The sequence below is a fragment of the Brevibacillus sp. NPDC003359 genome (assembly GCF_042878995.1).
GTDB lineage: Bacteria > Bacillota > Bacilli > Brevibacillales > Brevibacillaceae > Brevibacillus.
In genome coordinates, this window is sequence record NZ_JBIAOR010000003.1 from 152,246 (window position 1) to 178,268 (window position 26,023).

Genomic DNA, 26,023 nt, shown 5'->3' on the forward strand with positions numbered 1-26,023 from the left:
GGTGACGTATGACAAAGAATCGTAAGTTGCGTACCGTGGTATGCGGTTCCCGCTTTGGGCAGTTCTACTTGGAAGCGGTAAAGGCATTGCCTGAGCAGTTTGAACTGGTAGGGCTGCTGGCAAAAGGAAGTGAACGCTCGCGTCAATGCGCCGAGCGAAATGGCATCCCGCTGTACACCGATGTGAATCAATTACCTGCTGACATTGATTTGGCATGCGTCGTATTGCGTTCCACCGTGATGGGCGGAAATGGAACAGAGCTGTCCATTCAACTGCTTGCCAAAGGCATTCACGTCATTTCGGAGGAGCCGATCCACCACAAAGATTTGGCGCTGTGCTTAAAGCACGCCAAGCAGAACGGTGTTCATTTTATGACGGGCGATCTCTACGTACATTTGCCTGCTGTTCGCCGTTTTATTGCTTGCGCTCGTACGATGCTGGCTGTGCAGCCTGCCTTATACATCGATGCTGCTTGCGCTACACAGGTGTCCTTCCCGCTCATGCATATTTTACAGGAAGCCCTCCCTTCTATTCGTCCGTGGAAAATCAGTCATGTCATCAAGGATGAGGGGCCGTTTCAAGTGTTGATCGGACAGCTGGGCAAAATTCCGATCACGCTGCGCGCCCACAATGAAGTCGATCCGGAAGATCCAGACAACCATCTGAATCTGCTGCATCGCGTGACGATTGGCGTAGCTGGCGGGAGTTTGTCGCTTACAGACACGCATGGTCCCGTCGTGTGGCATCCGCGTCTGCACGTACCGGATCTTCCCGACATTCACGGAGAGCTGACAGTGTCCCCGCCAGCGCATATGTTGGAAAACAGTACACACATACTGGGGCCGCAAGAGACGCCGACCTATCGGGATATTCTCACGAAGCAGTGGCCGCAAGCTATCGGCCGCGATTTATTCATCATGCGAGATAGGATCATGGGGCAGGTCGATAAGGCTGTAATGGAAACGCGTGCGCAACAGGAGCTATTGTGCTCACGACAGTGGCAAGAATGGACCCAGGCATTGGGATATCCCGTGTTGCGCTCGCATGGCAGCCATGAGCCTTTGTCGTTAGCATCTCTCGAACAAGCAGCCTGGAGCATTCCAGCCGACGAAGTTGAGGACACTGCATCACCCAATGATGCGACTTTGACGGAAGACAACGATGTCTTTGCATGCACAGCACCTGCTGAGAGTGAGCGAAAAGGGATCGATGCTGTGCAGGTAAATACGTGCATTGAGCGTCTGGATGCAGCAGCGGTTGCCTCCATGCTGCTTGCGCTGCAATCCCAAGGAGCACTGACAGCGGGACAACATTCCTATACGGCGTCAGACATTTTCACTGCAGCAAACGTAGCAGCACGACATGAGCCAGTCATCAAGCGCTGGCTGCACATATTGACGGATCGTGGCTACCTGAAGCCTGCCGCTGGGGAGTATCAATGCGGCATTCAAATGACGCGAGAGGAAGTAGAACGACGGTGGGATTTAGCCAAAAATGCTTGGGATGGCAAGCTGGGCTCACCGCTCGTCATGGACTATCTCAAGGACAATGCGGATCGGCTGCCACAGCTGATGGAGGATACCCAGCAAGCTGCTTTACTGCTATTTCCTGAGGGTCGCATGCATGTTGCCAATGCGCTTTATCGGGACACCCTTATTGCGCGTTATTTGAACAAGTCGGTCGCAGAAGCAGTAGCGCGGATCGCGTCTACGACAAACTCGCTTCGTATCCTGGAGGTAGGCGCTGGGACTGGTGCGACTAGTGATGTAGTCGTGGACCGCCTGAAGGTGTCTGTTTCCAAAGGACTGAATGTGGAGTATGTGTACACAGATGTTTCCCACTTTTTCTTATCGTCTGCACGTGAACGGTACAAAGATTTCCCATGGATGAAATATCAGGTAGTTGATATCGACAAAGATTTGTTTGCACAAGGTCTCACAGAAGGCAGTTTCGATATCGTGATTGCGGCAGGCATGTTGAACAACGCGCGGGACACGGATGAAGTCATCCAAGGGCTGTTGAAGACCCTTGCACCGGGAGGCTGGATGATTATTACCGAGCCAACACGAGAATTCGTAGAAATGCTTATCTCCCAAGCTTTCATGATGACGCCACCCGTAGATGACAGGAAAAATACGCAATCGACTTTTATGACTGTCCAGCAGTGGCTCGATGTGTTTCAGCGGGCAGGCGTCAAGGAGCTTGCAGTCTTGCCTGAGAAGTCTCACCCATTGGCACCACTTGGACAAAAGCTGTTCCTCATCAAGAACAACATCGATGTTGGCGTACGTCAGCAGCTTTCCCCAAACGAAAACGAAGCGGCCAAGCTCATTAAATAGGAGTGTGTGCATATGCCCCAAAACCTCAAGACGAATAGTGTCGAGCTCTTGATGCGCCTACGCAGAGATGGAATTTTTTTATGGGAAGAAAATGGGAGCCTGCGTTACAGAGCCCCAAGAGGAACACTTGCAGCTGACGATTTACAGGCGTTAAAAGAACAGAAAGCAGACATTCTCGCACTTTTGCGAGCCGAATCCCAACCAGTTACGGTGGTACCAGATCCAGCAGCGCGATTTGTGCCTTTTCCCCTGACAGATGTGCAGTCTGCCTATTTGCTGGGGCGGTACGAGCTGTTTGGATACGGTGGCGTGGCGTGCCATATCTACATGGAGCTGGACTATCCCGAGCTCGATCTGAAACGGGCAGAGAATGCGTGGAATCTGCTTATTGCAAGACATGACATGCTGCGCGCAACCATCGATCAGAATGGTCAGCAGCGCATCTTGGAGAATGTTCCGCATTTTACAATTACCTATACAGATACGAGTTGCATGGATGAGCAGGAGGCAGGAAGAAGGCTCGATGACATACGCGAAGCGATGGGACATCGCGTGTATGATACAGCCAAATGGCCGCTGTTTGATATCGGCTTGACGAAAACGAGCGACAGGGCCGTGCTTCATGTATCGATGGAATTTCTCATCGCGGATTGGGCGAGTATTTGGCTCTTGCTGGGTGAGTTTGAGGCCCTTTACAAAGAACCGGGAAAAACATTGCCTGGGCTGCCGATTACGTTTCGCGATTACGTATACGCCGAGCGCAGCTTAAGAGAGACTACGGCGTATAGCAGAGACAGAGCGTACTGGCAGCAACGGATCGATGTATTGCCACAGGCTCCAGACCTACCAATGGCGAGACAGCAGCCCCAGAATGAAAACGCACGCTTTCGCCGTCGCTTCATTCGATTAGATAAAGCTTCATGGGATGCCTTCAAGCAGCGTGCCCAGCAGCGAGGATTGACGCCAACCTCCGCTGTGATGACAGCCTTTGCCGCTGTGATCGAGCGCTGGAGTCGAAATCGTGCGTTTTGCCTGAATTTGACGTTGTTGAACAGACAGCCGCTGCATGAACGAGTCCATGAGATTGTCGGGGATTTCACATCCGTCAATTTGCTTGCGGTTGATTGGGGACTAGAGCGTTCTTTTCAGGGACGGGCGAAAACCATTCAAAAACAGTTGTTTGAAGATTTGGATCACCGTTTGTTTTCAGGCGTTGAGGTCATGCGCGAGTTAGCGCGTAGGCGAGGGCGTGAAGCCGCTCTGATGCCAATCGTATTTACGAGCGCGATTGGGTTAGTGGAACCAGCGGAAGGCGGTCAGCTACAGGGCAAAATCGCTGGGCACGGAATCAGTCAAACGCCGCAGGTTTTCATCGATTGCCAAGCCATGGACAGCTCGGCAGGATTGCAAGTGAACTGGGATGTGCGAGAGGGCGTCTTGCCAGAGCTTATCGTTGATGACATGTTTGATGCTTTTGCGAAATTACTGCATTCATTGGCGGACAGCGAGCAGATGTGGGAGGGAGCTGACGAAATTGCCTTGCCAGACTGGCAGCGGGAAGAGCGTCAGCTGGTGAATGCGACCACCGCAGCTATACCAGAGTACGCCTTGCATCAGCCAATCGTAGCGCAAGCAATGACGATGCCAGATCGTCCAGCGGTGATTGACAGTGAAGGACAGCTCTCGTATGCGGAGTTGGTCAAACGAGCTGCCGCAGTTGCAGGGAAGCTTAAGGAGCTGGGGTGCTGCGAGCAAGACCGCGTCGCCATCGTGATGGAAAAAGGCGCGCATCAAGTCACAGCTGTACTCGGTACCTTGTTTGCCGGGGCAGTCTATGTGCCCATTGATCCGAAGCAACCTGAGATGCGCCGACAGGCCATGATGGAACAGGCGAACATCCGCTATGCCTTGACGGTATCTACCAACCAGTTGCAATGGTCCGACTCTATTCAAACGATTGCAGTGGATCAAGTAAGCCCGCAGCATGAACCGTTGATCTTGCCTGACCTAAACCCGGATTTGCCTGCGTACATCATCTATACGTCTGGCTCCACGGGACAGCCCAAAGGGGTCGTCATCAGCCACCGTGCAGCGGCAAATACGATCGAGGACATGCTTCGTCGTTTTGCGATTACGGAAAATGACCGCGTGCTTGGCCTTGCCCAGTTGAGCTTTGATTTATCTGTCTACGATATTTTTGCCACGCTCTCTGTGGGTGGTGCTATCGTGTATCCTCATCCCGACCACCAAACGGATCCGTCCCATTGGTCAGAGCTGATAGTCCGGCATGACATCACCGTGTGGAATTCCGTGCCGGCCCTGATGCAGATGCTGGTCACGTATTTGGATTCCACGCCAACTGCCAAAGTAGATAGCTTGCGATTTGCCTTGCTTTCCGGTGACTGGATTCCGCTGACGCTGCCTGATCGGATGCAAAAACATCTGCCTGCCGCAGAGATTATCAGTCTCGGGGGTGCCACGGAAGCATCGATCTGGTCGAATTACCATCAGTACAAAGGGCTGGAAGCCGACTGGAGCAGTATTCCGTACGGCCGACCGCTCGCCAATCAAGGTTTCCGTGTCCTCGATTCACAGATGCGCGATTGCCCAGTGTGGGCGATAGGAGATCTATATATTACCGGAGCTGGCTTGGCAAAGGGCTATGTAGGAGATCAAAGACTCACGGAGGAAAGGTTCTTCTCCCACCCTGTCGATGGAAAGAGACTTTACAGAACTGGTGACTTGGGCCGCTACACACCAGGGGGCGAAATCGAGTTTATCGGCCGCGAAGACAATCAGGTCAAAATCAGAGGGCATCGGATCGAGCTAGGTGAAATTGAGTCGGCAATGCTCAAACACCATGCTGTAGCCGCAGCTGGTGTCGTGCTGGATGGAGCGAGTGACGAGCCTGTTTTGCTGGGAATTGTGGAGTGCGCCCGCAAGATGGATCGGGACCTTGAAGCGGAAAGAGCGGAATTCGCGATGCTCGTAAATGGGATCGGTGAAGAAGCGGGCATCGAGGTCAATCAACGCATTGTCATGCTTTTGCAACAGATTGCGCGACAGCATACGAGCAAGCCTCTTCGGATATTGCAAGTAGGCGGAGGGAACGGGGCGTTAACAGAGGGTGTCCCGCAAGCGCTGGAAGGCTATGATGCACAGTATATAAGCATGGATATCGTAGAAGAAGAGTATCGGGAACAAGGACTGGCACCGAACTCGTTCGACGTGGTACTAGCTGCGGGAGCTGTAGAAAGCTCCGAAATGAGCAAGCTGAAAGAGTTGATTTGCCCGGGCGGGTGGTTCATTCTTGCCAAGTGGACAGAGACGTCATGGATAAGTGAGTTGCAGAAGGAAGAAGACGGTCTTGCGTTCATGTTGCAAAAGGATGGAGAAAATCATCTGCTTGTCCATCGCGTGAAGCTGGACAGGATGAAAGTCAGTTCCGCAGAGCTGGAAAAATTTCTTTCCCTACACCTGCCTGCCTACATGCTGCCTGCCCACCTGCAAGTCGTAGATGCGTTGCCGCTTACCGGAAATGGAAAAATCGATCGCCGCGAACTGGCAAAATGGCGACCTGCATCGTCGTTCGGGCAAAAAGCTGCAATGGACGCTACAGAGGCGACTGATTCAGATCCGTTGGAAGCTCAACTTACCCACATCTGGGGAGAAGCATTGGGAGTCTCGAGAATCGGCCTAACACAAAGCTTTTATGAATGTGGTGCAGATTCCCTCATCATGGCGCAGGTAGCTGGAAAGCTGCGCGACAAGCTGGCGGAGGACTCGACGCACGCTGCCATCCCGTTTGATGTCTTGCTCCGACAAATGCTTAACTTCCCGACTGTGGAAGCACTGGCTGGGTTCATACACGAGCGCAATCAGGAGTTGCAGCAGCGTGAGGAAGTGGCGTTGCCGAAAAAACGGAGTAAGTCGAGCAACGCCGTGCTGATTCCATATGGCGGTGACGAATCTGGGCCGTTGCGGGTTGTGTTCCATGCCGTTTTGGGGACGATGGACAGTTTTCGTCCATTGATTGAACAGCTCAAAGCCCAGCAGACAGGAAGCATCGTCGGGATTGCCATCGACGATAGCGAGCGCTATTGCGAGCTAGAGCCGTCCGAGCTGATAGAAACTGTGGCCGATGACTATGCCGAATGCTTGATCGATGTCTTACGTGATGGAGAGCAAAGACCCGTACAGCTCATCGGTTATTCTTTGGGCGGATTGATTGCCATTGAAGTAGCGAGAAGACTCGGGGAGCAGGGCGTCCATATTCTGGACCTGGTTTTGATTGATATTCCTCCGATCCTGACAGAAGTGAATGACGATCTCTTGATTGAGGCACTGTTCGTTCCGAACCTGAACATCACACTGGAACAGGCTGATTTTGGAAAAGTGGATGAGCACGACTTTTCACGGGCGATTTTGCAGCTTATAGAAAAATACGGGGATTCCATCCCACAAGGCTCAGCGTGCACGATCAGCGGAGACGAGGGGCTAGACCAGGTGGGAGAAATGTTCCGCAAATTATCCGCGTTTGACAGAAGAGAACGCTTTACTGCTTATGTCCAAGCGCTAGGCAAAATATCAGGAGAACAGATGCCAGTAGAAATGGCAGAGGGCTTGTGCAAGGTGTTTGGTCAGAGCTTTAAAGCAGCTCGTTATACTCCTTTGCTTTATATGGGAGACATTCGCTTCCTGTTGGCTAGCGAGCCGTTTCAATTTTTGCCAAGCACAAGCGAAGAGACCATCGCTTTTTGGCAGGATACATGCATTGGAGAACTGGAAGTGACAGAAATCGCCGGCAACCACTACAGTTGCATGGTAGGAGAGAATACGGTTAAGCTGGCGGAGCTGTTGGCAGTACCGCTTGACACTAAATAATTTCAAAAATCAAGTCAGCGGTAGACATGGACGACTAAATAGTGTCCGTAATCTACCGCTGTCCCTTTTTCTACAAAATAGAAGCCCTCATTTGTTCATCACGTGGATATGAACCCCCATTCTTAAAAAATCTGTCTATTTCGTCAACAATCAAAACTACACGGTATCCGACAACACAGTTGCTTTCCCTATCGTTGTAGATGGAAAGACGAAGAAAACAGCGTTTCGTGCTGCGATGACTAGCCGAGATAGGAAACGGTTAAGCAAAGGAAAATCTGGATTGATGCGTATCATTGAAAAGTCAGGGAAATGGTACGCTCAAATTTCGGTAGAAGTGTCTACAAGTGTAACAAACACTGAAAACATGATGGGGATTGACCACGGTCTGAAAGTTCCTGCTGTTGCTGTAACTTCTACAGGTAAAACCCGATTCTTCGGAAAGGGCAGACAGAACAAGTACATACGAAGAAAGTACCAACAACGCAGACGAAAACTAGGTAAACTCAAAAAGTTGACTGCCATTCGTAAGTTAGCCAATAAAGAGCAAAGTTGGATGAAAGATCAAAATCATAAGATTAGTCGCCAAATTATCCATACAGCCATTCAAGAAGGTGTGTCAATCATCAAGCTTGAACGACTAGAGAATATTCGCAAGACGGCAAGAACAAGCCGTAAAAACGCAAAGAATCTGCATAGTTGGACTTTCTATCAGCTTCAACAATTCATCTCCTACAAAGCAAACCTTGTCGGCATAAAGGTTGTCGAGGTGAATCCTGCCTACACTTCTCAATTTTGTCCTGCCTGTGGGGAGAAGAACAAAGCGAGAGACAGAAAGTACGAGTGTTTATGCGGATTCAACGCGCATCGTGATCGGGTTGGAGCGATTAATATCATGAATCAACCTGTGGCAGATGGTAACAGTCTGTCAGCCTAAGATGCTATAGGCACTGTCTTAGGATGGGCTGATGAGACAGCCCTGAACTTGAGGGAACTACGGTTAGCAGAAATGCACGACCGACTACCACCCAAGAATCCCACTGATATCAAAGGTATCAGCTTGTGGCTTTAGCCGTGGGAGTCTCAACTCCGGATGATAGAAGATTTGTTCATTATATCCAATAGAAGGGCCGCGCTCCAAGTCTTAGGGACAATCTTGAGAAATACGTTGACTTCTCGGATGAAAAGCACTATTTTGTAACCGACCGAATCATCATGTTCGAGATTAGCTAGGAGGGCTCGTCGTGAAAATCGCAGTAGTAGGAAGCATCAATATGGATCTCGTAACCCATGTACATCATTTGCCCAAAGCAGGAGAAACGATCGCAAGTCATCACTTCGAACTGATTCCGGGTGGAAAAGGAGCGAATCAGGCAGTAGCGGCTTCTCGCCTGGGTGCGCATGTCTCCATGATCGGGATGGTAGGAGAGGATGAAAACGGCCAGATTATGCTGGGAGGGCTTGCGGATGCGCAGGTTCACATAGAGGGGATCAAACGCTCGGGTACGACAGGCATGGCTTTTATCAATGTAAGTGATGACGGGGAAAACAACATTGTGCTCGTACCGGGAGCGAATGCGCTCGTCAGCACCGAGCATATTGCAGACAATCTGTCCATTTTAAAGGAAAGCGACGTCGTATTGCTCCAACTGGAAATCCCGATGCCCGTCGTGGAACATACAGTCATAGAAGCTGCTCGACTCGGCAAACTGGTCATTTTAAATCCGGCACCCGCACGCGAGCTATCCAGTGAGCTGTTAACCCATGTACATACCTTAACCCCAAATGAAACAGAGCTTTCCATTCTCACGGGAATGCCTGTAACCACGATAGAGGAAGTGCAGGCCGCAGCCAAAAAGCTTTTGTCAGGAGGTCCAAAGCGCGTCATCGTGACATTGGGGGAAAAGGGCGCTCTCTTAGTAACCGCTCATGAGACGACCCATATCCCAGCTTTCCGCGTAGAGCCAGTGGATACAACTGCGGCGGGAGATTCCTTTACGGCAGCTTTTGCGGTCGGGATCACGCAAGGAATGACAGAAACCGAAGCGGCCACTTTCGCCAGCAAAGTAGCAGCGATTGTCGTTACAAGGAACGGTGCTCAACCATCTTTGCCTACTTTGGATGAAGTACAAGCATACTCTTTTTCATAAAGGAGAGTTTGTCTGGTGTAGAACATATGCCAGTTGCAAATAATCAATGATCAAGCCTATTTTGAAAGACGATTTTCAAAATAGGCTCTTTCTATATTTGTGGTTTACATTTGCAGACATTTCATTTATTGACCGTATGGTACAAAATGTGTATGATTTCCATAACAGTTGGAAACGAAAGGAGGATTCCGTTGAGCAAACGCGGCAGACCTCGTGATTTTGATTACACTTCCATCGTAGATGTGGCCATGAAAACGTTTTGGTCAAAAGGCTTCAATGGTTGTTCTACGCATGACTTATGCAGTGATACTGGACTAGGTAAAGGCAGCTTGTACAATACGTTTGGCAGTAAACAGGAGCTTTATCTAGCAGTGGTGGAACACTATCACGAAACTGGGATTCGTGAACAGCGGGCATTGTTAGAAAGTCCGGGTTCCGTGAAAGAACGGTTGCAAAATTTTTTAGTTTGGGCATTGGTGGAAGACTTTGAATCAACGAACCCAAAGGGGTGTTTGCTGATCAATGCGGGATTGGAACGGGCTAAAGACGATCCCAAGATTGAAGAAATAGTCTCCAGACATGTTGAACTTCTGAAGCAAACCATAGAGAAAGTGATGGAGGAAGGCTTGCGAACGGGTGAAATCTCCAAAAAACGATCTGCTGTGGATTTGGCAAGCCTATTTTTAAGCAGTTACTACGGCTTCCGTGTGTTGAATACATCCATACAAAATCGGTCATTGGCTGAACAAATCATGAACGGCACCATGGAATCTATCTTCGGCGCGTAATGCGCTATTTTTTTGCATAATTTTTGTACCAATCGTTACAAAAATGAGTAAGGAGTGTTTCCTCATGCCATCGATGATTTATTTGTTAGCGGTAGCGATTTTTGCGATGACGACCTCTGAATTTATGGTGGCAGGTATGATGAATGAGCTTGCCGATGATTTTGGCGTGTCGATTCCCTCCATCGGGTATTTCATTACGGCGTATGCAGGTGCAATGGTGATAGGAGGCCCGATACTAACAGCAACTCTCCTGCACATTCGCCGAAAACAAGCACTGCTCTCTTTGGTTGCCGTCTTCTTCCTTGGTCAGTCGTTAGGAGCCATGGCTTGGGATTACGAGTCGATGATGCTTGCGCGTATCATCACCGGTATTGCTTCATCCGCAGCATTTGGCGTCTCTGTCAGCATTTCAGCCAGCTTGGTACCTCCTCATTCAAGGGGAAAGGCAGCTTCGATTGTTCTTGCAGGCTTAATGGTTGCTACTGTCGTTGGACTTCCTCTGACCACCGTGATTGCCCAATCTTTTGGCTGGAGGGTGAGCTTTTGGGCTGTTGCCGTTCTCGTGTTGCTATCAGGAATCTTAATTCAAGGGTTGCTCCCTTCCTCTGCACAAAAAGACCAGGTAAACGTAAAAGAGGAGCTTGCCAGTTTTCAAAATCCGCACCTGTGGACCGCGTATGCAACGAGCATGTTGATCATTGGCGGTACGTTCGCTGCGTTTAGTTATTTTACTCCTATTCTTACGGCTGTATCGGCATTTTCGGATACGAGCATCCCATATTTGCTCGCCTTTTACGGTATCACGACCGTGATTGGAAATATCGTAATTGGCAGGCTGGCTGATCGTTTTGCCATGCGAATACTTGTAACGGGATTAAGCATACTCCTAGCGGCATTGGTTCTGTTTGCCGTAGGTGCCGAGAATAGATGGATGGCAGTACTGTCCATTGTTCTAATTGGGTTGACGGGTGTAGCGATGAATCCGGCCATGATTGCACGAGTCATGAATGCCGCAGGTAGTGGGACGATGGTAAACACTGTGCATACTTCCTTTATTACATTGGGTGTTGCCATTGGTTCTTCCTTAGGTGGAATCGGGATCAGCAGGGGATATGGGCTTGTATCACCGTTGTGGGTAGGTGCTTGCTTAGCTGTTTTAGGGTTACTTTCAATCGTTCCCTATCTGCAAAAGAGCAAAGTGTAAAAACCATACAATCCCTCTTGAAAGTCAAAGAAGGTCAAACTATAATAAAACCAGCGAAGGTCAGGAAAGGTCAAAGATCTTCTGGATTCCAAAACAACGCTTTTGGGGGGATTGAATATGCATTGTGAAATCTGCAAACAACGAGAAGCAACTGTGACTGTTCATATACGTGTACAAAATCAGCAACAAAAATACGATCTGTGCCAGGATTGCAAAACAAAGCTGACCAACAAAATGGGAGTGGGCATGGGCTTTAGTCCTTTCTCCTCCTTCTCTGGACTGGATGAGTTCCTGCAAGGCTTTGCCCAAGGCCGGGTGAATCTAGGCAAATCTTCCGGCCAACCGCAGCCACAAGCACCAGAGCGCGGTAGAGGCATCCTCGATGAGTTGGGCCGTAATCTAAATGATGCGGCGCGTGCCGGGCTGATTGACCCTGTGATTGGACGCGAACAGGAAATTGAGCGCGTTATTGAGATTTTGAACCGACGCAACAAGAACAATCCGGTTCTGATTGGGGAACCAGGGGTTGGGAAGACGGCGATTGCGGAGGGCCTCGCCCTGCGTATTACGGAAGGGCAAGTGCCGACCAAGCTGAAAAACAAACAGGTGTACATTTTAGATGTCGCTTCTCTGGTTGCAGGGACGGGAATTCGCGGACAGTTCGAGGAAAAAATGAAGCATGTGATTGCCGAGCTACAAAAACGCAAAAACGTCATCCTGTTCGTGGATGAGATTCATCTCTTGGTAGGTGCAGGCTCTGCGGAAGGATCAATGGATGCCGGAAACATTCTGAAGCCCGTACTGGCTCGCGGCGAGTTGCAGTTGATTGGGGCAACTACGTTAAAAGAGTATCGCGTCATTGAAAAAGACGCTGCTCTGGAGCGCCGCCTGCAGCCAGTAATGGTCAAAGAACCAACCGTAGACCAAGCCATTGAGATTTTAAAAGGCTTGCGCCCGAAATACGAAGCATTCCACCAAGTCGCTTACTCAGATGATGTCATTCGTGCCTGCGTGGAATACTCCCATCGTTACATTCAGGATCGCTTCTTGCCTGATAAGGCGATAGATCTCTTGGATGAAGTGGGCTCGCGCTTGAACCTGCGATCCTCCGCTGTAGATACGGCAGACTTGCATGAGCGGCTGGCGCAAATCAATCAGGAGAAAAAGGAAGCGACAGAGCAAGAGGCATATGAAAAGGCAGCTCGTTTGCGAGACGAAGAAGCGGGCATTTTGGAAAAGCTGGATCAGATTGAGGGCAAGAAGCAGCGCGTTCAGGTTGACGTCACAGACATCCAGGCATTGATCGAGCAAAAGACTGGGATTCCTGTTACGAAGCTGCAAAGTGATGAGCAGATGAAAATGAAAAACCTGGCCGCTCATTTGGAAGCAAAAGTCATTGGTCAATCGGAGGCGGTCACACAAGTAGCGAAGGCGATTCGCCGCAGTCGTGCAGGCCTGAAACCGAAAAACAGACCAATTGCATCCTTCCTGTTCGTCGGTCCGACTGGTGTCGGGAAAACGGAGCTGTCCAAAGCACTGGCAGAGGAGCTGTTTGGTACCCGTGATTCCATGATTCGTCTGGATATGAGCGAGTACATGGAGAAGCACTCGGTGTCCAAATTGATTGGCTCTCCTCCGGGTTACGTCGGTCACGAAGAAGCAGGTCAGCTGACAGAGCGTGTACGCCGCAACCCATACAGCATTATTTTGTTGGATGAGATCGAAAAAGCCCACCCGGACGTCATGCACATGTTCCTGCAAATTCTCGAGGATGGTCGTCTGACAGACAGTCAGGGCCGCACAGTGAATTTTAAGGAGACCGTCATTATTGCGACGAGCAATGCGGGTGTGAGCGAGCGTAAGATTTCTGTAGGCTTTGGAGCAAAAGCGCCTGAACCTGCCACCGTGCTGGACTCCCTCGGTGCGTACTTTAAGCCGGAGTTCTTGAACCGCTTCGACTCGATCATTTCCTTTGCTCATCTGGAAAAACAGGATTTGGTCAAAATCGTCGATCTGCTGCTGCAAGATGTCATGGGCAATCTGAAGGAACAAGGAATGGAGATCAGTGTGACAGATGCCACAAAAGAAAAGCTGGCTGAGTTGGGTTACAACCCTTCCTTCGGGGCGCGTCCATTGCGCCGCGTGATTCAGCAATACGTCGAGGATGGCATTGCGGATCTGGTAATGGAAGAGGACAATGTGACAGCGATGCTGCTTGATGTAGAAGATGATGTGATTCGTGTGAAAAAAGGATTAAAGTCGTAAAAAAAGAAACCCCAATGTGGGGTTTCTTCGCTTTTTATTATCGACTTTATTTATTCAATACTTTCTCATTGATGCCATTGCTGACGCCAGTACTTTCCATTTTCAGCTGGCGGCGCTTGGTGACGATTTTCTTCACCCATAACCCGACCAAGATGAGCGGTACCACGATGAGAAAGATATAGAGAGAAACGTTATGGACCATATTTTCCGCCACTTTGCCGTAAAAATAAAACAATAATCCGACTGCGTAAAATTTGACTGCCCGTCCAATTGCCGCATACCCAAGCAATTTCCACAACGGGAAGTTCAAGCAACCCGACATGATTGTAAATACTTTAAACGGAATCGGTGTAAACGAACCGATGAAGATCGCGACCTCGCCCTTCTTTTGAAACATCGCTGTGGCCGCATCAATCCATTCTTTCTTGAGGATTTTGTACAGAACGGATTTGCCTAGTACTTTCCCGATAAAATAACCGACGGGTGTCCCTAAGAGACAAGCGATGTAGCCTACCGTTGCAATCCACAATGCCTGTGAAGGATCAACGAGGCTGAGAGGCACTTGAAGAAAGAAGGCCGGGACGGGAAAGATGACTGCGTCGGCAAAAGAATGGATAAACATTCCCCAAATGCCGTATTCCATTAAGAAATCTAAAATGTTCTGAAACATCTATTTCTCCTTTGTCATTCTATCGTTAACTGCCAGTCATCCATTCAATCAAGTCGGAATGTATCAGGTCTGCTGGAGTGGTGAGCGCAGCGCATTTTGACACGAGCCGCACGTTGGCCTCTTCAAACACCGATGCGATAAATTGCGAACAAAAATAGGCGTTTTTGCGCTTTATCGGAATATTCAGCATCACGCCGAGTAAGCCCAACAAATTACATGTGTATAGATGCGATTCTACTTCAAACTGGCCGACTATGGAACGAATTTTTTTGAATTGGGATTCACTTACTGTAACAATGATATACCGCAATCGTTGCATTTTGAAACAATTTACCCTGTATCTCTTCTTTTACAAAACCTCCAATGAATGGATTGCGCGTGTGGGTAAATCATGTTCCTGTATCTGGTAATACGATGTAGATCGTCCTCGGGTTACTCAACAATCATTCACATCCGCCTGGGTTTTTGGATCCACTCAATAAGTTCTATTATCGAGATTTATTGGTTGTCCAAAAACGCACCCTCGCCGGATTTTATCTACGACTTTAGGCGGATAGGTTAGCGGTGCATGCGGCGTAGTACATCTATCAGCACATGAATCCCTTGCTCAATCACTGCTTCCTTAGCATAGGATACATTCAGCTTCAAAATATTTTCTTGCCGAAAGCCCTCCAAGTAATTTTTGTCGGTAGCATCCACGAGGATCGAGCGTTTTTTTAGCTGGCTGATAACGGCAGGGAGCGAGATGGAATCTTTCAAAACAATGTGAGTATGAATCCCCGGATACGCAAGGGGGTGAAAGGTAAACAGTCTGTTTTCATTCTCCGCAAAATAGTTCAAGGACGCCATCAAGAGGTTGGATCGCTGGCGATAGGAACTGCGTATTTTTTGCTTATGACGCTCGAACATCCCGCTTTTTAAGTATATCTCCAACGCTGCCTGAGATAGCATGGAGCTGTCGATATCCGAAAGTCTTTTGTGCTGATTGAAGGAATCCTTTAGTGCGTCAGGTAAAACGGCTACACCCAAACGCAGTCCAGGAAAAATAATTTTGGAATAGCTTTTCAAATAAATGGTGCGAGAGAAGCGATCATAGGCAAAGAGGGGATCGGCTTTGCTGTCATGCTCAAGGTCTGCCATGTAATCGTCTTCTACGATATAGACGTCGTACTGTTGGGCAAGCTCCACAATGCGCTGCTTGTCCCCTCGGCTGTACGTTGTACCGAGAGGGCTGTGATAGCGAGGCATCGTATAGAAAAACTTGATCTCTCCCGTTCGAAAAATCACTTCCAGCTCTTCTAAATCGATTCCCTGGGCAGTTCGTCTGATCCCGACAACGGGATGCTTGCGTACTTGCAAATTTTCAATGAAAAGGTGGTAGCTAGGCTGCTCAATTAGAATCGTTTCTTTGCCATTTGGAAAAGGAAGACTACACAGCAAGGATAGAGCTTGTTGGACACCGGAGGTAATGAAAATAGTACTCGGGTCGGTAAAAACCTGATGATTCCCAAGGTGCTTAGCGATGACCGCGATGAGCGACGGCAAGCCTTGGGTGGTTCCGTATATGAAAAGATCGTTCTTGTAAGTTTCAATCGCTTTATTGATGCAGTGTTGAAAGTCGACATAAGGAAAGAGGTCAGGATCGGGAGCAGAGGTCGCAAAATCGATCATCGATGTATCTGCAGCTTGTATCTTCCTTTGTTTTTTCACGACGTAGTAGCCGCTTCGGTCGACCGAGTAGATGAGGTGACGTTTTTCTAGTTCGTCTAAGGTGCGGATAACGGTGCTCTTGCTGCATTGGTAACGAGAGGCGAGCTCCCGAATGGAGGGAAGGCGGTCTCCGTCTCGATAAGAGAGGCTTTCAATCAACGCTTCGAGTTCATTTTGAAGTTGCAAATATTTGTGCATCCGGCAACATTCCCTTTTCACCGATTTTGTATCGGTACAGTTACTCCTTTTTTGCATTGTAGCACGATTGGTCCGCCATTACTATTAACCTAAGACGGCCGTCTGTAAAAAGTCCCCAGTAGGAGAGATACATACGATGAAAGACCAACAGAAAGCAATTCTCGCGGCATTACTGAATGCAGGGATTACTGGCTTGTCGTTTTTGTTTCTGAAAATGGCACTCGCTGTAACCAATCCGGTCGATACGTTGGCACACCGTTTCACCGTAGCATTTATCGCTGCATCCATCCCGCTCGTGTTTGGGTGGATCAAGCTGTCCATCAAACCAAAAGACATGCTCACGATTATACCGCTCGCCATGCTGTATCCCATTCTGTTCTTTACCCTTCAGGCGTTTGGACTGGTGCATACTACTTCGTCTGAAGCGGGGATTATTCAAGCAACCGTTCCGATTTTTACCATGATCATGGCGGCATTCTTTTTGGGGGAGTCTTCTACATGGCTGCAAAAGCTGTCCACGCTTTTATCCGTAGGAGGTGTCGTCTACATTTTTGTGATGAAGGGGCTGGGTGTAAGCTCAGGCTCAGGGAGCAGTATCGGGACTATTCTCATCCTGTTATCCGCGTTTTCTTTGGCGGGGTATAGTGTTCTGGCGAGGAAAATGACAAAGTCCTTTCATTATATAGACATGACATATATGGTGGCGTTGCTCGGATTTTTGTTTTTTAACGGTTGGTCAGTTATTCGCCACAGTACAGAGGGGACCCTATCGACGTATTTTGCTCCTTTCGCCAGCTCGGCGTTTATCATCTCGATTGTATTTTTGGGGATACTGTCCTCGCTCATGACGTCTTTTATGACCAACTTTGCCTTGTCCAAGATGGAAGCATCCAAACTCAGCGTGTTTAACAATTTGTCTACACTGGTTACCATCGTGGCAGGCGTCCTCTTTTTGCAAGAAAAGCTGGCTTACTACCATCTCATTGGCGCGGTGATGATTATTCTCGGGGTGATTGGGACGAATTTCCTAGGAGCAAAATCGAAGAATCAGAATCGCAAGCCCCAACCGAAATCCACGTCTGTGTAAGAAAATAAATAAGGATACGCAACAGAGCGAATGTTTATTCATCGGCTCTGTTTGTTTTTGTGGAGGAATCGCTCATCCTTGCTGGTCGCAAAAAAATCATTCCAGACTTGGTGAAACTGTTTACAAATCGTATCATACACGATATAGTTACCTAGATTGTGAGTATAATGACATATGGTGAGATGACGGAATGAAAAAAATTATACATCTGGATTCGATTGAAAAGAGATTTGCAGATACTGTCGTCGTCCCCTCTTTTTCTCTCTCCATTGAAGAAGGGGAGTTTTTGACGTTACTCGGCCCCAGTGGCTGTGGGAAAACGACACTGCTTCGAATGATTGCTGGCTTTGAGCAGCCAACGACTGGGGAAATTTTCCTAGACGAAAAACCACTCAGCCATGTGCCGCCGTATCAGCGGGATATGAACATGGTGTTCCAGCAATATGCTTTGTTTCCACACATGACAGTGGAGCAAAACATCCTGTTTGGTTTGAAAATGAAAAAAGTGAACGCAGCTGAACAACAAAAGCGTTTGGAGGAAGTACTTCAGTACGTCCAACTGACAGAACTGCGGAAGCGCACGCCAAAGCAACTGTCTGGCGGACAACAGCAACGCGTAGCAATCGCACGGGCGATTATTAACAACCCACGCGTTCTGCTTCTGGATGAGCCTCTAGGTGCTTTGGACTATCAATTGCGAAAAAGCTTGCAGCTCGAACTGAAAAACTTGCAGAAAAACTTAGGGATCACGTTCATTTACGTCACCCATGACCAGGAAGAAGCGATGGCGATGTCTGATCGAATTGCGGTCATGAACAAGGGACGCATTGAACAGATTGCTTCTCCAGCAGAGATTTACAACTCCCCGCAAACCTTGTTTGTGGCTACCTTTATTGGGGAAAACAACATTTTCCGGGAAAACGGAACGAATGCAGCGGTACGTCCGGAAAAGATCAAGTTGTACCCGGTTGATTCCGACAAGGACAAGCATAAGAAGCTGGGCACCATTGCTGACGCAGTGTTCCTCGGCAATTTGCGCAAGGTATTTATTCGCCTCGAGGGGCAGGATATGACCGTAATGGCACACCAGTACGCAGGTGATGGTCTGGACTGGCAGGTGGGAGATCAAGTGGCCATTGGCTGGGCACAGACGGACGAGGTGATTCTTCCTTGTTAAACAAGAAGCCGGTAAAACTGCTCGCGCTTCCCGCCCTTTTGTGGATGGGTGCGCTTTTCGTCCTGCCTATGCTTATGATCGCCATTTTGTCTTTCCTCAAAAGAGGCACGTACGGGCAAGTTGTCTATGAGTTTACGCTGAACAATTACATCCGTATTTTCGATCCGCTGTATGGCCAAATTTTTTGGGACACGCTGGTCGTAGCGGTTTTAACTACCGTATTTTCGATCTTGTGCGGCTATCCGTTAGCGTATTACATTTCACGACTGGAAAAATCGTCTCAGCAAATATGGCTTTTGCTCGTGATGATTCCGTTCTGGATCAACTTTTTGGTCCGTTCCTATGCGTGGGTAATCATCTTGCGTTCGCAAGGCGTAATCAATACGTTTCTGCAATCGCTGGGGATTATTTCGGAACCGCTACCGCTTCTGTACAATTCGGGTTCTGTGCTGCTCGGGATGGTGTACACACTCATGCCTTTCATGGTGTTGCCGATTTATGTATCGCTGGAGCAGATGGATCGTCGTAAGCTGGAAGCAGCGTATGATTTGGGCGCAACACCTTGGAAAGCTTTTTGGCACGTGACTCTGCCGATGACCAAGACAGGTGTCGTCACTGGGTCGATCCTCGTATTTGTTTCTTCCATCGGGATGTTCGTCGTTCCGGATGTCATGGGAGGAGCGAAATCGGCTCTGATTGGAAACGTCATTCAAAATCAATTCTTGTCTGCACGTGACTGGCCGTTCGGTTCTGCCTTGTCTATCGTGCTGATGCTATTATCCATGTTGTTGATTCTTCTTTATTTCCGCGCTACCAAAGCGAGTGAGACAAAGGAGGGATCAGCATGAAAACATTACGTCGAAACGCATTATCTGGATACTCGTGGCTGATGCTGGTCTTTTTGTATCTGCCAATTTTGATCCTTGTCCTTTATTCGTTCAATGATTCACGGATCAATGCTACGTGGACTGGTTTTACGTGGAAGTGGTACGTTTCTTTGTTTGAAAACAGGCAGGTCATGCAAGCGCTGATGAACAGCCTCACGATTGGCGTTATTAGCAGTGTGATTGCAACGGTTTTGGGTACGGCTGCTGCACTGGCGGTCAAGCACTATTCCCTGCGTTGGAGCAACATCTTCAATGGGCTAATGTACTTGCCGATCGTCATCCCCGAGATCATGATGGGGTTGGCTTTGCTCGTATTGTTCAGTCAGGTGCATATGGAGCTGGGGAAAGTGACCCTAATTCTGGCGCACGTTACGTTTAGCATGCCATATGTGATGGTCATTATCTCTGGACGTTTGGCTGATATGGGCAAAGATTTGGAAGAAGCGTCTCAAGATTTGGGAGCAACTCCATGGGAGACATTGCGCTATGTGACGTTGCCTCTGATCATGCCAGGGATTATCGCAGGCTTCTTGATGTCGTTTACCCTGTCGCTTGACGATTTCATTATTTCGTTCTTTGTAGCTGGTCCGAATTCGACCACATTGCCGCTCTACATTTATGGTTTGGTAAAACGAGGCGTCTCGCCAGAAGTGAACGCACTCTCGACACTTTTGATCGTGAGTACGGTGTTGTTGGTTGTGGTAGCAGAGATATTCCGCCGCAAAGACTCGAAAAATAATCAATCCATCTTTTAGATCCATCTTGGTGTTTTCATAAAAGCAATCCCATAACTGATTTGGAGGTTGAGAGGAAAAAATGAAACGTTTCAAGTCCTTGATGATCGGCGCTTTGACCGCCGTACTCGCGGTGACCGCTGTAGGGTGCTCATCGTCATCTGAGCAAGAGCAACAGGTATTGAATATTTATAGTTGGGCAGACAACTTCGACCCAGACGTCATCAAAGATTTTGAGCAAAAATTCAACGTCAAGGTTAACTATGATGTATACGGCAGCAACGAAGAAATGCTGGCAAAAGTTCAAGCAGGTGCATCCGGCTACGATCTGATTCAACCTTCCGACTACATGGTAGGCACTATGATTCAACTGGGCCTCCTGGAAGAGTTGAACAAAGCCAACATCCCGAATATGGGCAATATCGTGTCTACGTTCAAGACACCTCCTTATGACAAAGAAAACAAGTATTCACTCGTATATACATGGGGAATTACCGGTATCGCTTACAACAAGAAATATGTAAAAGAAACCCCGACAAGCTGGAACGATCTGTGGAATGAAGCTTACAAGGGCCGTGTCATCATGCTGAACGACCCGCGTGAGGTTATGGGAATGGCACTGATCAAGAATGGCTTCTCCAATAGCACGACGAACAAAGAGGAACTGGAAAAGTCCTTTGCTGATTTGAAAAAGGTAGTACCGAATGTTGTTGCCTTTGATACAGACAACATCAAGCAAAAGATGATTGCTGAGGAAGCGTGGATTGGAACGGTTTGGTCCGGTGACGCTGCTTTCATTCACGCACAAAATCCAGATGTGGAGTACGTCATTCCAAAAGAGGGCGCAACGATCTGGGCAGATACGCTGGCAATTCCAAAAGGCGCTAAGAACAAGGAAGTGGCTGAGAAGTTCATCAACTACTTGATGGACCCAGAGGTTAGTGTGAAAAACTACGAGTCCATTGGCTACAGCAACCCGAACGAAAAAGCATACCCGCTGCACAGTGAAGAATACCGTTCCAACAAAATGGTCTTCTTGGATACAGCAGACATTGCCCGTGCGGAGTGGTTGGTTGATGTAGGAGAAACTTTGCAGCAATACGACCGCTACTGGACTGAGATGAAGAGCGGTAGATAAATAGTGGTGAACGAACCGAGATGGAGTATTTCCGTCTCGGTTTTTTTGTGTTTATTTTGTCTGGGAGCTTACTCTTCGGCTTGAAAGGGGAATAGAGAGAGGGCATTGGTAAAATAATAAGGGGACACCATATATTGGGGTACACATAAGATGACAACCAACATGATTTCTGAATCCATTAGCGAGACGCGAGAAAGATTATGGGATCACATGCGAAATCCGCGATTGGTGTTTCGTAACCTTTCTTGTGGAACCAATAGCTTGTTGCTAGCCTACCTCCCCTATCTAGTTGATACGGTCATTCTCCAGCAGGTGTTGCTTCCCTATTTCGAAAGGTTACCTGACGAAAAGATCGTTCCTGATACGATTTTGGGAAATGTTCCTGTTGGTCATGTCACCCAAACCACGGATTACAGACAAATCAGCGATTATCTCGTGAGGGGATGGATTTACCTTCAAATAGAAGGAACGGCGTGCGGGATTCTTCTCTACGTAGCAAGAATACCGAGTCGTTCTTTGGGAGAGGCTCAGGTCGAAACCCAAATTTTCGGTCCCCAGGTTTCTTTTACGGAAGCCTTGGAAACCAACTTAGGGGTTCTACAGGGATATCTGTCGACTGATTTGCTTACCAACGTATCCATTACGATTGGGAAACGTAGCATGACGAATGTGGAAATATGTTACATGGAGGAACTGGCTGCTCCTGAAAATGTTCAAACCGTCATTCAGCGTATAAGCGATCTAGATATAGACGGCGTGATTGACAGCGGAAAATTGGTTCAACTGATTGATGACAATACGTTCTCTATTTTTCCGCAGCTAATCCTAACAGAACGACCTGATCATGTAAGTGAAGCCCTGCTGGAAGGAAAGGTTGTTGTGTTTGTGGAGGGGAGCCCGTTTGCTATCGTCGGTCCCAGTTCCTTCGTTGACTTTTTCAAGTCCAATGAAGATCTCTATGTCCGGTGGCAAATGGCTTCCTTCATCCGATTGTTACGTTTCTCGGCCCTTTTTGTCTCTTTGTTTTTTACAGCTACTTATGTGGCTGCACTTACGTTTCATTATGAAATGATTCCATCTGCTCTCCTTGTATCGCTAGTAAAGTCTCGTTCCAAGGTGCCTTTTCCCCCATTGTTTGAAGCTTTGCTGCTTGAGATGATTATTGAATTCTTGCGGGAGGCTGGAGCAAGACTTCCTTTCAAAGTTGGGCAAACGATTGGGATCGTAGGCGGTATCGTAATTGGACAGGCAGCCGTTGCAGCGGGTTTTACCAGTAACATTTTGATCATGATTGTGGCACTCAGTGCATTAGCTTCGTTTACTTTTCCTTCCTACATGATGAGTACGGCAGTACGCATCCTCCGCTTTCCGATTATCCTGTTAGCTGGAATTTGGGGAGGTTTTGGTATTATGCTTGGCGCGTCTTTTCTATTGATACACATCCTACGTCAATCAAGTCTGGGACGTCCGTTTTTTCTACCCTTCTTTCCTTTTCGCTTGCAGGATTTTAAAAACAGTCTGATCCGGTTTCCTTTTTACTCTCTCGGCAAGCGTCCGGTTATGACACGTTCTCCTGACGATACCCGTGCGCCAGATGAAGTCGGGAAAAAGAGACCAGTTCAGTAGTTAGGTGTTGAATGTGAATGTCACTGTCCACTTTTCGTCGGAATAGCCATATGGCTATCAGCGTATCGCTTGCGCTATTTATGGTTCATGGCAATCAGGTTGGAATCGGCATAGCGGGCGTACAGCGGTTTATTTATGATAGGGTGCAACAAGATGCTTGGATTGCGGTCATAATAGCAGGCATTATGACCCATATAGCAGCGTGGTTCATGCTAAAAATTTTAGCGAAATTCAAAGACATGGATTTGTATGACATTCATCAAAGTGTATTTGGAAAATGGCCGGCTCGCATTCTCAATTTCATCTTTATCGTATATATCATGGGTTCTGCCTTAACGATCTTGAGAGGGTACATCGAGATCATTCAGTCATGGATGTTTCCAGAAGTGCCTTCCTGGATATTAAATGCCTCCTTGCTTTGCCTGACCATTTATGGAGTGACGGGTGGCATTCGGGTGTTGGCTGGCATTAGCTTTTTTTCTGTTGGATTGACGATTTGGCAGCTGCTGCTCATGGTTTATCCCATGCAATACGCCGATTTTCATTTATTGCAGCCAGTATTTCATCATGATATTGGACAGTTGTTGGACGGTGCGAAGAAGATGTCTTTTTCCACTATCGGATTTGAGATTATTTTGTTCATCTATCCTTTTGTGAAGGAAAAGGCAATACTACCGCGGTATGTACATGGTGGGTTGTTTATGACTACCTGCTTGTATGTAGTCGTCATGTTGGTTACACTCTTGTACTTTCAAGGCGAACAGCTTCAGCATCTTATCTGGGCAACGTTCATGATGATGAAAATTGTAGAGTTTCCGTTTTTGGAGCGTTTTGAGTTTGTGTCCATTTCACTGTGGATGCTCGTCATGCTGGATAATTTGCTGATGGACTTGTGGATAGCCATGCGGGGGGTTCACCATGTTAGTGGGGTCAAGGAAAGAATGGCCCTTTTCGGGATTGTTGGTGTCATGTTTTTTGCTAGCAACTTTTTGGAAACACGCCAGTCGATTAATCTCATCACGGATATTTTCGGTGGAGTAGGTTTCTATATCATTTTTATTTATCCGATCGTGCTTTATATAGTGATTCGGCTGTTTCGGAAGGGAGCGGTCCGGACATGAAAAGGTTACTGTTGCTTGTTCACTACTTATTAGTGATCGTGTTGTTGAACGGTTGTGGGGAGCAACACGTATTAGAAAAATTGGGACTGGCGGTTGCAGTGGGGTACGATCTTAGTAAGGACGGAAAGCTTTTAGGTACCACGGTATTTTATCAAATTGACCCGGAGGCACGTGAGTTGGTCACTGTGATTTCGGGCACAGCGCATACAAGCAAAGGACTTACCGTTGCACAGAACAGGGAGTCGTCCAAAAAAATCGTAGGCGGACAAGTTCGCGTCGTGGTCTATCACGATGAGCTAGCGCGTAAAGGGATCCTTTCTCTTGTGGAAAACTTAACGCGTGATGCCTCCATTGGAAGCAATGTCTATTTAACTGTAGCCAAAGGACGAGCTTATGATATTTTGACACATCGCTATCCTGAGAACAGCAACATTGGAATTTACCTGTATCAAGCCATACGACAGAACGTCGATAGTGAGAATATGATCTCCTCGAAACTGCATGAGTTCATGAAAGATTTCTATGCAATCGGGAAAGATCCCGTGATGCCTTATATCGAAAGAGTAAAGAATGAATTGCATATTAATCAAATTGGTCTGTTTCGAGATCAACGACTGGTGGCAGAGATTACAACAAGGGAGGGATTTTTCCTCAAGATATTACGTGAGCGCTACAATAAGGGAGAATTGGAAATAAACATTGCCCTCGATAAAAAGCGTCTTTTTACTGTAATTGAACATATCTCAAGCAAAAAGCAAATGAAAGTGCTGGATTTGGAGAAACCAAGATTTTCTGTGAAAGTGAATATGACAGCGCAGATTCAGGAAATGGCTGAAAAAATTGATTTATCAAAGCCTGAGCAGTTGAAAAAGGTACAAAAAGCAATCGAACTGGCAGTGAAAAAAGAGACGGAACAATTACTGGAAAAGTTAAGAAAACACGATGTAGACCCGGTAGGATTTGGAGAAATCTACAATATAGCCAGTCAAAAGAGCGGGAAAAAGAAATTGAGTAGAGATGAATGTCGGGAAATCATGAAAAGGGCGAAATATGAGGTGGATATCGAGATCAAGATTTTACGTACAGGCGTCATTGGGTAATCGGAACAAAAATAAATAGACACGCAACGATCCGGGGTGAGATAGTGAGTGTGAGGCGAGCCGCTCCTATTGATCCACGGTTTCAATCTGGATACAAGACTATGGAATGCACAGATGCAAGAATTTGCAAAGTCGTATAAGGTTGTTCGTTTTGACATCCGCGGGTTTGGTAAAACGCTTGCGACTGAGATTCCTTTTACCTTGTATGACGATGTGAAAGCAGTACTGCAAGGGCTTGGTATCGAAAAAGCGCATGTGGCGGGACTTTCATTTGGGGGGATGGTCGCGCAGGAATTCGCACTTGCTTATCCGCAGATGGTGAGCAGCTTGATTCTTGTCTCATCCGGCTTGTTTGGTCACCCAAGAAGTGAACAAAGGTTGCACGATGTGGAACGGTTCAATCAGGTGTCTCAACGTGGCACGACAGAGGAAGCGTTGGAAATGACGACCCAAATGTGGTTTGACGGTCCAGGACAGCCGGTAAATGAGCAAGCTCGCGAAGCGCGAAACCACTTTAAAGAAATCAACAGACACGCCTTTTCGCTGCCGGAGTTTGGCGCTGGATTGGAAACGTTATCCCCCTCACAAATCGAGCGTTTGGAAGAAATCAAAGCCTCTACACTCGTTATTGCAGGAGCGCGGGATTATCCCGATTTTCTACAGACCGCCGATGTATTGGCTGAACGGATTACAGGCGCACAAAAAGTCATCCTGCCTGACTCCGCCCATATCCCACCGATGGATCAACCTGAGGTATTCAACAAACTCGTTCTGGAATTTCTCGCACAAAGCACTGTACGAGCATCCTAATATAGTATGGAAGAGGCATGAATCGGAGAGAATTACCGCTCATGCCTTTTTTTGTTTTCAACACTTTGCCACATCAGATAGCCCGATGGAGCCATATAGATTCTCGTACTATTTTGATAGGATTAAGGACGAAATAAG

At 47.8% G+C, this 26,023-nt stretch carries 19 protein-coding genes; 16 read left to right on the top strand and 3 right to left on the bottom strand.

The window, feature by feature from the left end; translation table 11 throughout:
* Positions 1–8 precede the first annotated feature (8 nt).
* The 7 genes from ACFYU8_RS12445 (at position 9) to ACFYU8_RS12475 (ending at position 13,627) form a co-directional block, all read left to right on the top strand.
* Positions 9–2,339, top strand: coding sequence for a Gfo/Idh/MocA family oxidoreductase (locus ACFYU8_RS12445; RefSeq protein ID WP_390298983.1), 2,331 nt, complete (start codon positions 9–11; stop codon positions 2,337–2,339).
* A 12-nt stretch (positions 2,340–2,351) separates the two neighbouring features.
* The gene (locus ACFYU8_RS12450; protein WP_390298986.1) at positions 2,352–7,223 is read left to right on the top strand and encodes an amino acid adenylation domain-containing protein; all 4,872 of its coding nucleotides are present in this window, start codon (positions 2,352–2,354) and stop codon (positions 7,221–7,223) included.
* A gap of 118 nt (positions 7,224–7,341) precedes the next feature.
* Positions 7,342–8,157: an RNA-guided endonuclease TnpB family protein gene (locus ACFYU8_RS12455; RefSeq protein WP_390299810.1), complete on the top strand. Its 816-nt coding sequence runs from the start codon at positions 7,342–7,344 to the stop codon at positions 8,155–8,157.
* Positions 8,158–8,464: 307 nt separating this feature from the next.
* Entirely contained in the window at positions 8,465–9,370 is a 906-nt protein-coding gene (gene rbsK / locus ACFYU8_RS12460) for a ribokinase (RefSeq protein WP_390298989.1), read from the top strand.
* Between the two features lie 191 nt (positions 9,371–9,561).
* Positions 9,562–10,158 (top strand): TetR/AcrR family transcriptional regulator, encoded by a 597-nt coding sequence (locus tag ACFYU8_RS12465; RefSeq protein WP_390298992.1) that lies wholly within the window; start codon positions 9,562–9,564, stop codon positions 10,156–10,158.
* 64 nt (positions 10,159–10,222) lie between these two features.
* A complete protein-coding gene (locus ACFYU8_RS12470) occupies positions 10,223–11,362 on the top strand; it encodes an MFS transporter (protein ID WP_390298995.1) in 1,140 nt (379 codons plus the stop codon).
* A gap of 117 nt (positions 11,363–11,479) precedes the next feature.
* On the top strand, positions 11,480–13,627 hold the full coding sequence (locus ACFYU8_RS12475) for an ATP-dependent Clp protease ATP-binding subunit (RefSeq protein WP_390298998.1): 2,148 nt from the start codon (positions 11,480–11,482) through the stop codon (positions 13,625–13,627).
* A gap of 46 nt (positions 13,628–13,673) precedes the next feature.
* Here ACFYU8_RS12475 and ACFYU8_RS12480 read toward each other — a convergent pair whose 3' ends face one another.
* The 3 genes from ACFYU8_RS12480 to ACFYU8_RS12490 all read right to left on the bottom strand — a co-directional run bounded on the left by ACFYU8_RS12480 (position 13,674) and on the right by ACFYU8_RS12490 (position 16,205).
* Positions 13,674–14,297: a YqaA family protein gene (locus ACFYU8_RS12480; protein WP_390299001.1), complete on the bottom strand. Its 624-nt coding sequence runs from the start codon at positions 14,295–14,297 to the stop codon at positions 13,674–13,676.
* Positions 14,298–14,322: 25 nt separating this feature from the next.
* Complete coding sequence (locus ACFYU8_RS12485; RefSeq protein ID WP_390299004.1) at positions 14,323–14,616, bottom strand: hypothetical protein; 294 nt, start codon at positions 14,614–14,616, stop codon at positions 14,323–14,325.
* A gap of 239 nt (positions 14,617–14,855) precedes the next feature.
* Complete coding sequence (locus tag ACFYU8_RS12490; RefSeq protein ID WP_390299007.1) at positions 14,856–16,205, bottom strand: aminotransferase-like domain-containing protein; 1,350 nt, start codon at positions 16,203–16,205, stop codon at positions 14,856–14,858.
* A 136-nt stretch (positions 16,206–16,341) separates the two neighbouring features.
* Here ACFYU8_RS12490 and ACFYU8_RS12495 point away from each other — a divergent pair, with 136 nt between their 5' ends.
* The 9 genes from ACFYU8_RS12495 to ACFYU8_RS12535 all read left to right on the top strand — a co-directional run bounded on the left by ACFYU8_RS12495 (position 16,342) and on the right by ACFYU8_RS12535 (position 25,885).
* Positions 16,342–17,292, top strand: a complete 951-nt coding sequence (locus ACFYU8_RS12495) for a DMT family transporter (protein WP_390299010.1) — start codon at positions 16,342–16,344, stop codon at positions 17,290–17,292.
* A gap of 190 nt (positions 17,293–17,482) precedes the next feature.
* Positions 17,483–18,469: an ABC transporter ATP-binding protein gene (locus ACFYU8_RS12500; RefSeq protein WP_016743157.1), complete on the top strand. Its 987-nt coding sequence runs from the start codon at positions 17,483–17,485 to the stop codon at positions 18,467–18,469.
* Positions 18,470–18,513: 44 nt separating this feature from the next.
* On the top strand, positions 18,514–19,317 hold the full coding sequence (locus ACFYU8_RS12505; protein WP_390299813.1) for an ABC transporter permease: 804 nt from the start codon (positions 18,514–18,516) through the stop codon (positions 19,315–19,317).
* Positions 19,314–20,111, top strand: a complete 798-nt coding sequence (locus ACFYU8_RS12510; protein ID WP_390299014.1) for an ABC transporter permease — start codon at positions 19,314–19,316, stop codon at positions 20,109–20,111. Before ACFYU8_RS12505 ends, ACFYU8_RS12510 begins: the two co-directional genes overlap by 4 nt.
* A gap of 61 nt (positions 20,112–20,172) precedes the next feature.
* Positions 20,173–21,228 carry an ABC transporter substrate-binding protein gene (locus ACFYU8_RS12515; RefSeq protein ID WP_390299017.1) on the top strand — a complete coding sequence of 352 codons (1,056 nt, stop codon included), beginning with the start codon at positions 20,173–20,175 and terminating at the stop codon, positions 21,226–21,228.
* Positions 21,229–21,378: 150 nt separating this feature from the next.
* Complete coding sequence (locus ACFYU8_RS12520) at positions 21,379–22,854, top strand: spore germination protein (protein ID WP_390299020.1); 1,476 nt, start codon at positions 21,379–21,381, stop codon at positions 22,852–22,854.
* A 17-nt stretch (positions 22,855–22,871) separates the two neighbouring features.
* Positions 22,872–23,975 carry a GerAB/ArcD/ProY family transporter gene (locus tag ACFYU8_RS12525; protein WP_390299023.1) on the top strand — a complete coding sequence of 368 codons (1,104 nt, stop codon included), beginning with the start codon at positions 22,872–22,874 and terminating at the stop codon, positions 23,973–23,975.
* Positions 23,972–25,075 (top strand): Ger(x)C family spore germination protein, encoded by a 1,104-nt coding sequence (locus ACFYU8_RS12530; protein WP_390299026.1) that lies wholly within the window; start codon positions 23,972–23,974, stop codon positions 25,073–25,075. The genes ACFYU8_RS12525 and ACFYU8_RS12530 overlap by 4 nt, the downstream gene beginning before the upstream one ends.
* Before the next feature lie 69 nt (positions 25,076–25,144).
* Positions 25,145–25,885, top strand: coding sequence for an alpha/beta fold hydrolase (locus ACFYU8_RS12535; protein ID WP_390299029.1), 741 nt, complete (start codon positions 25,145–25,147; stop codon positions 25,883–25,885).
* Positions 25,886–26,023: the final 138 nt, after the last annotated feature.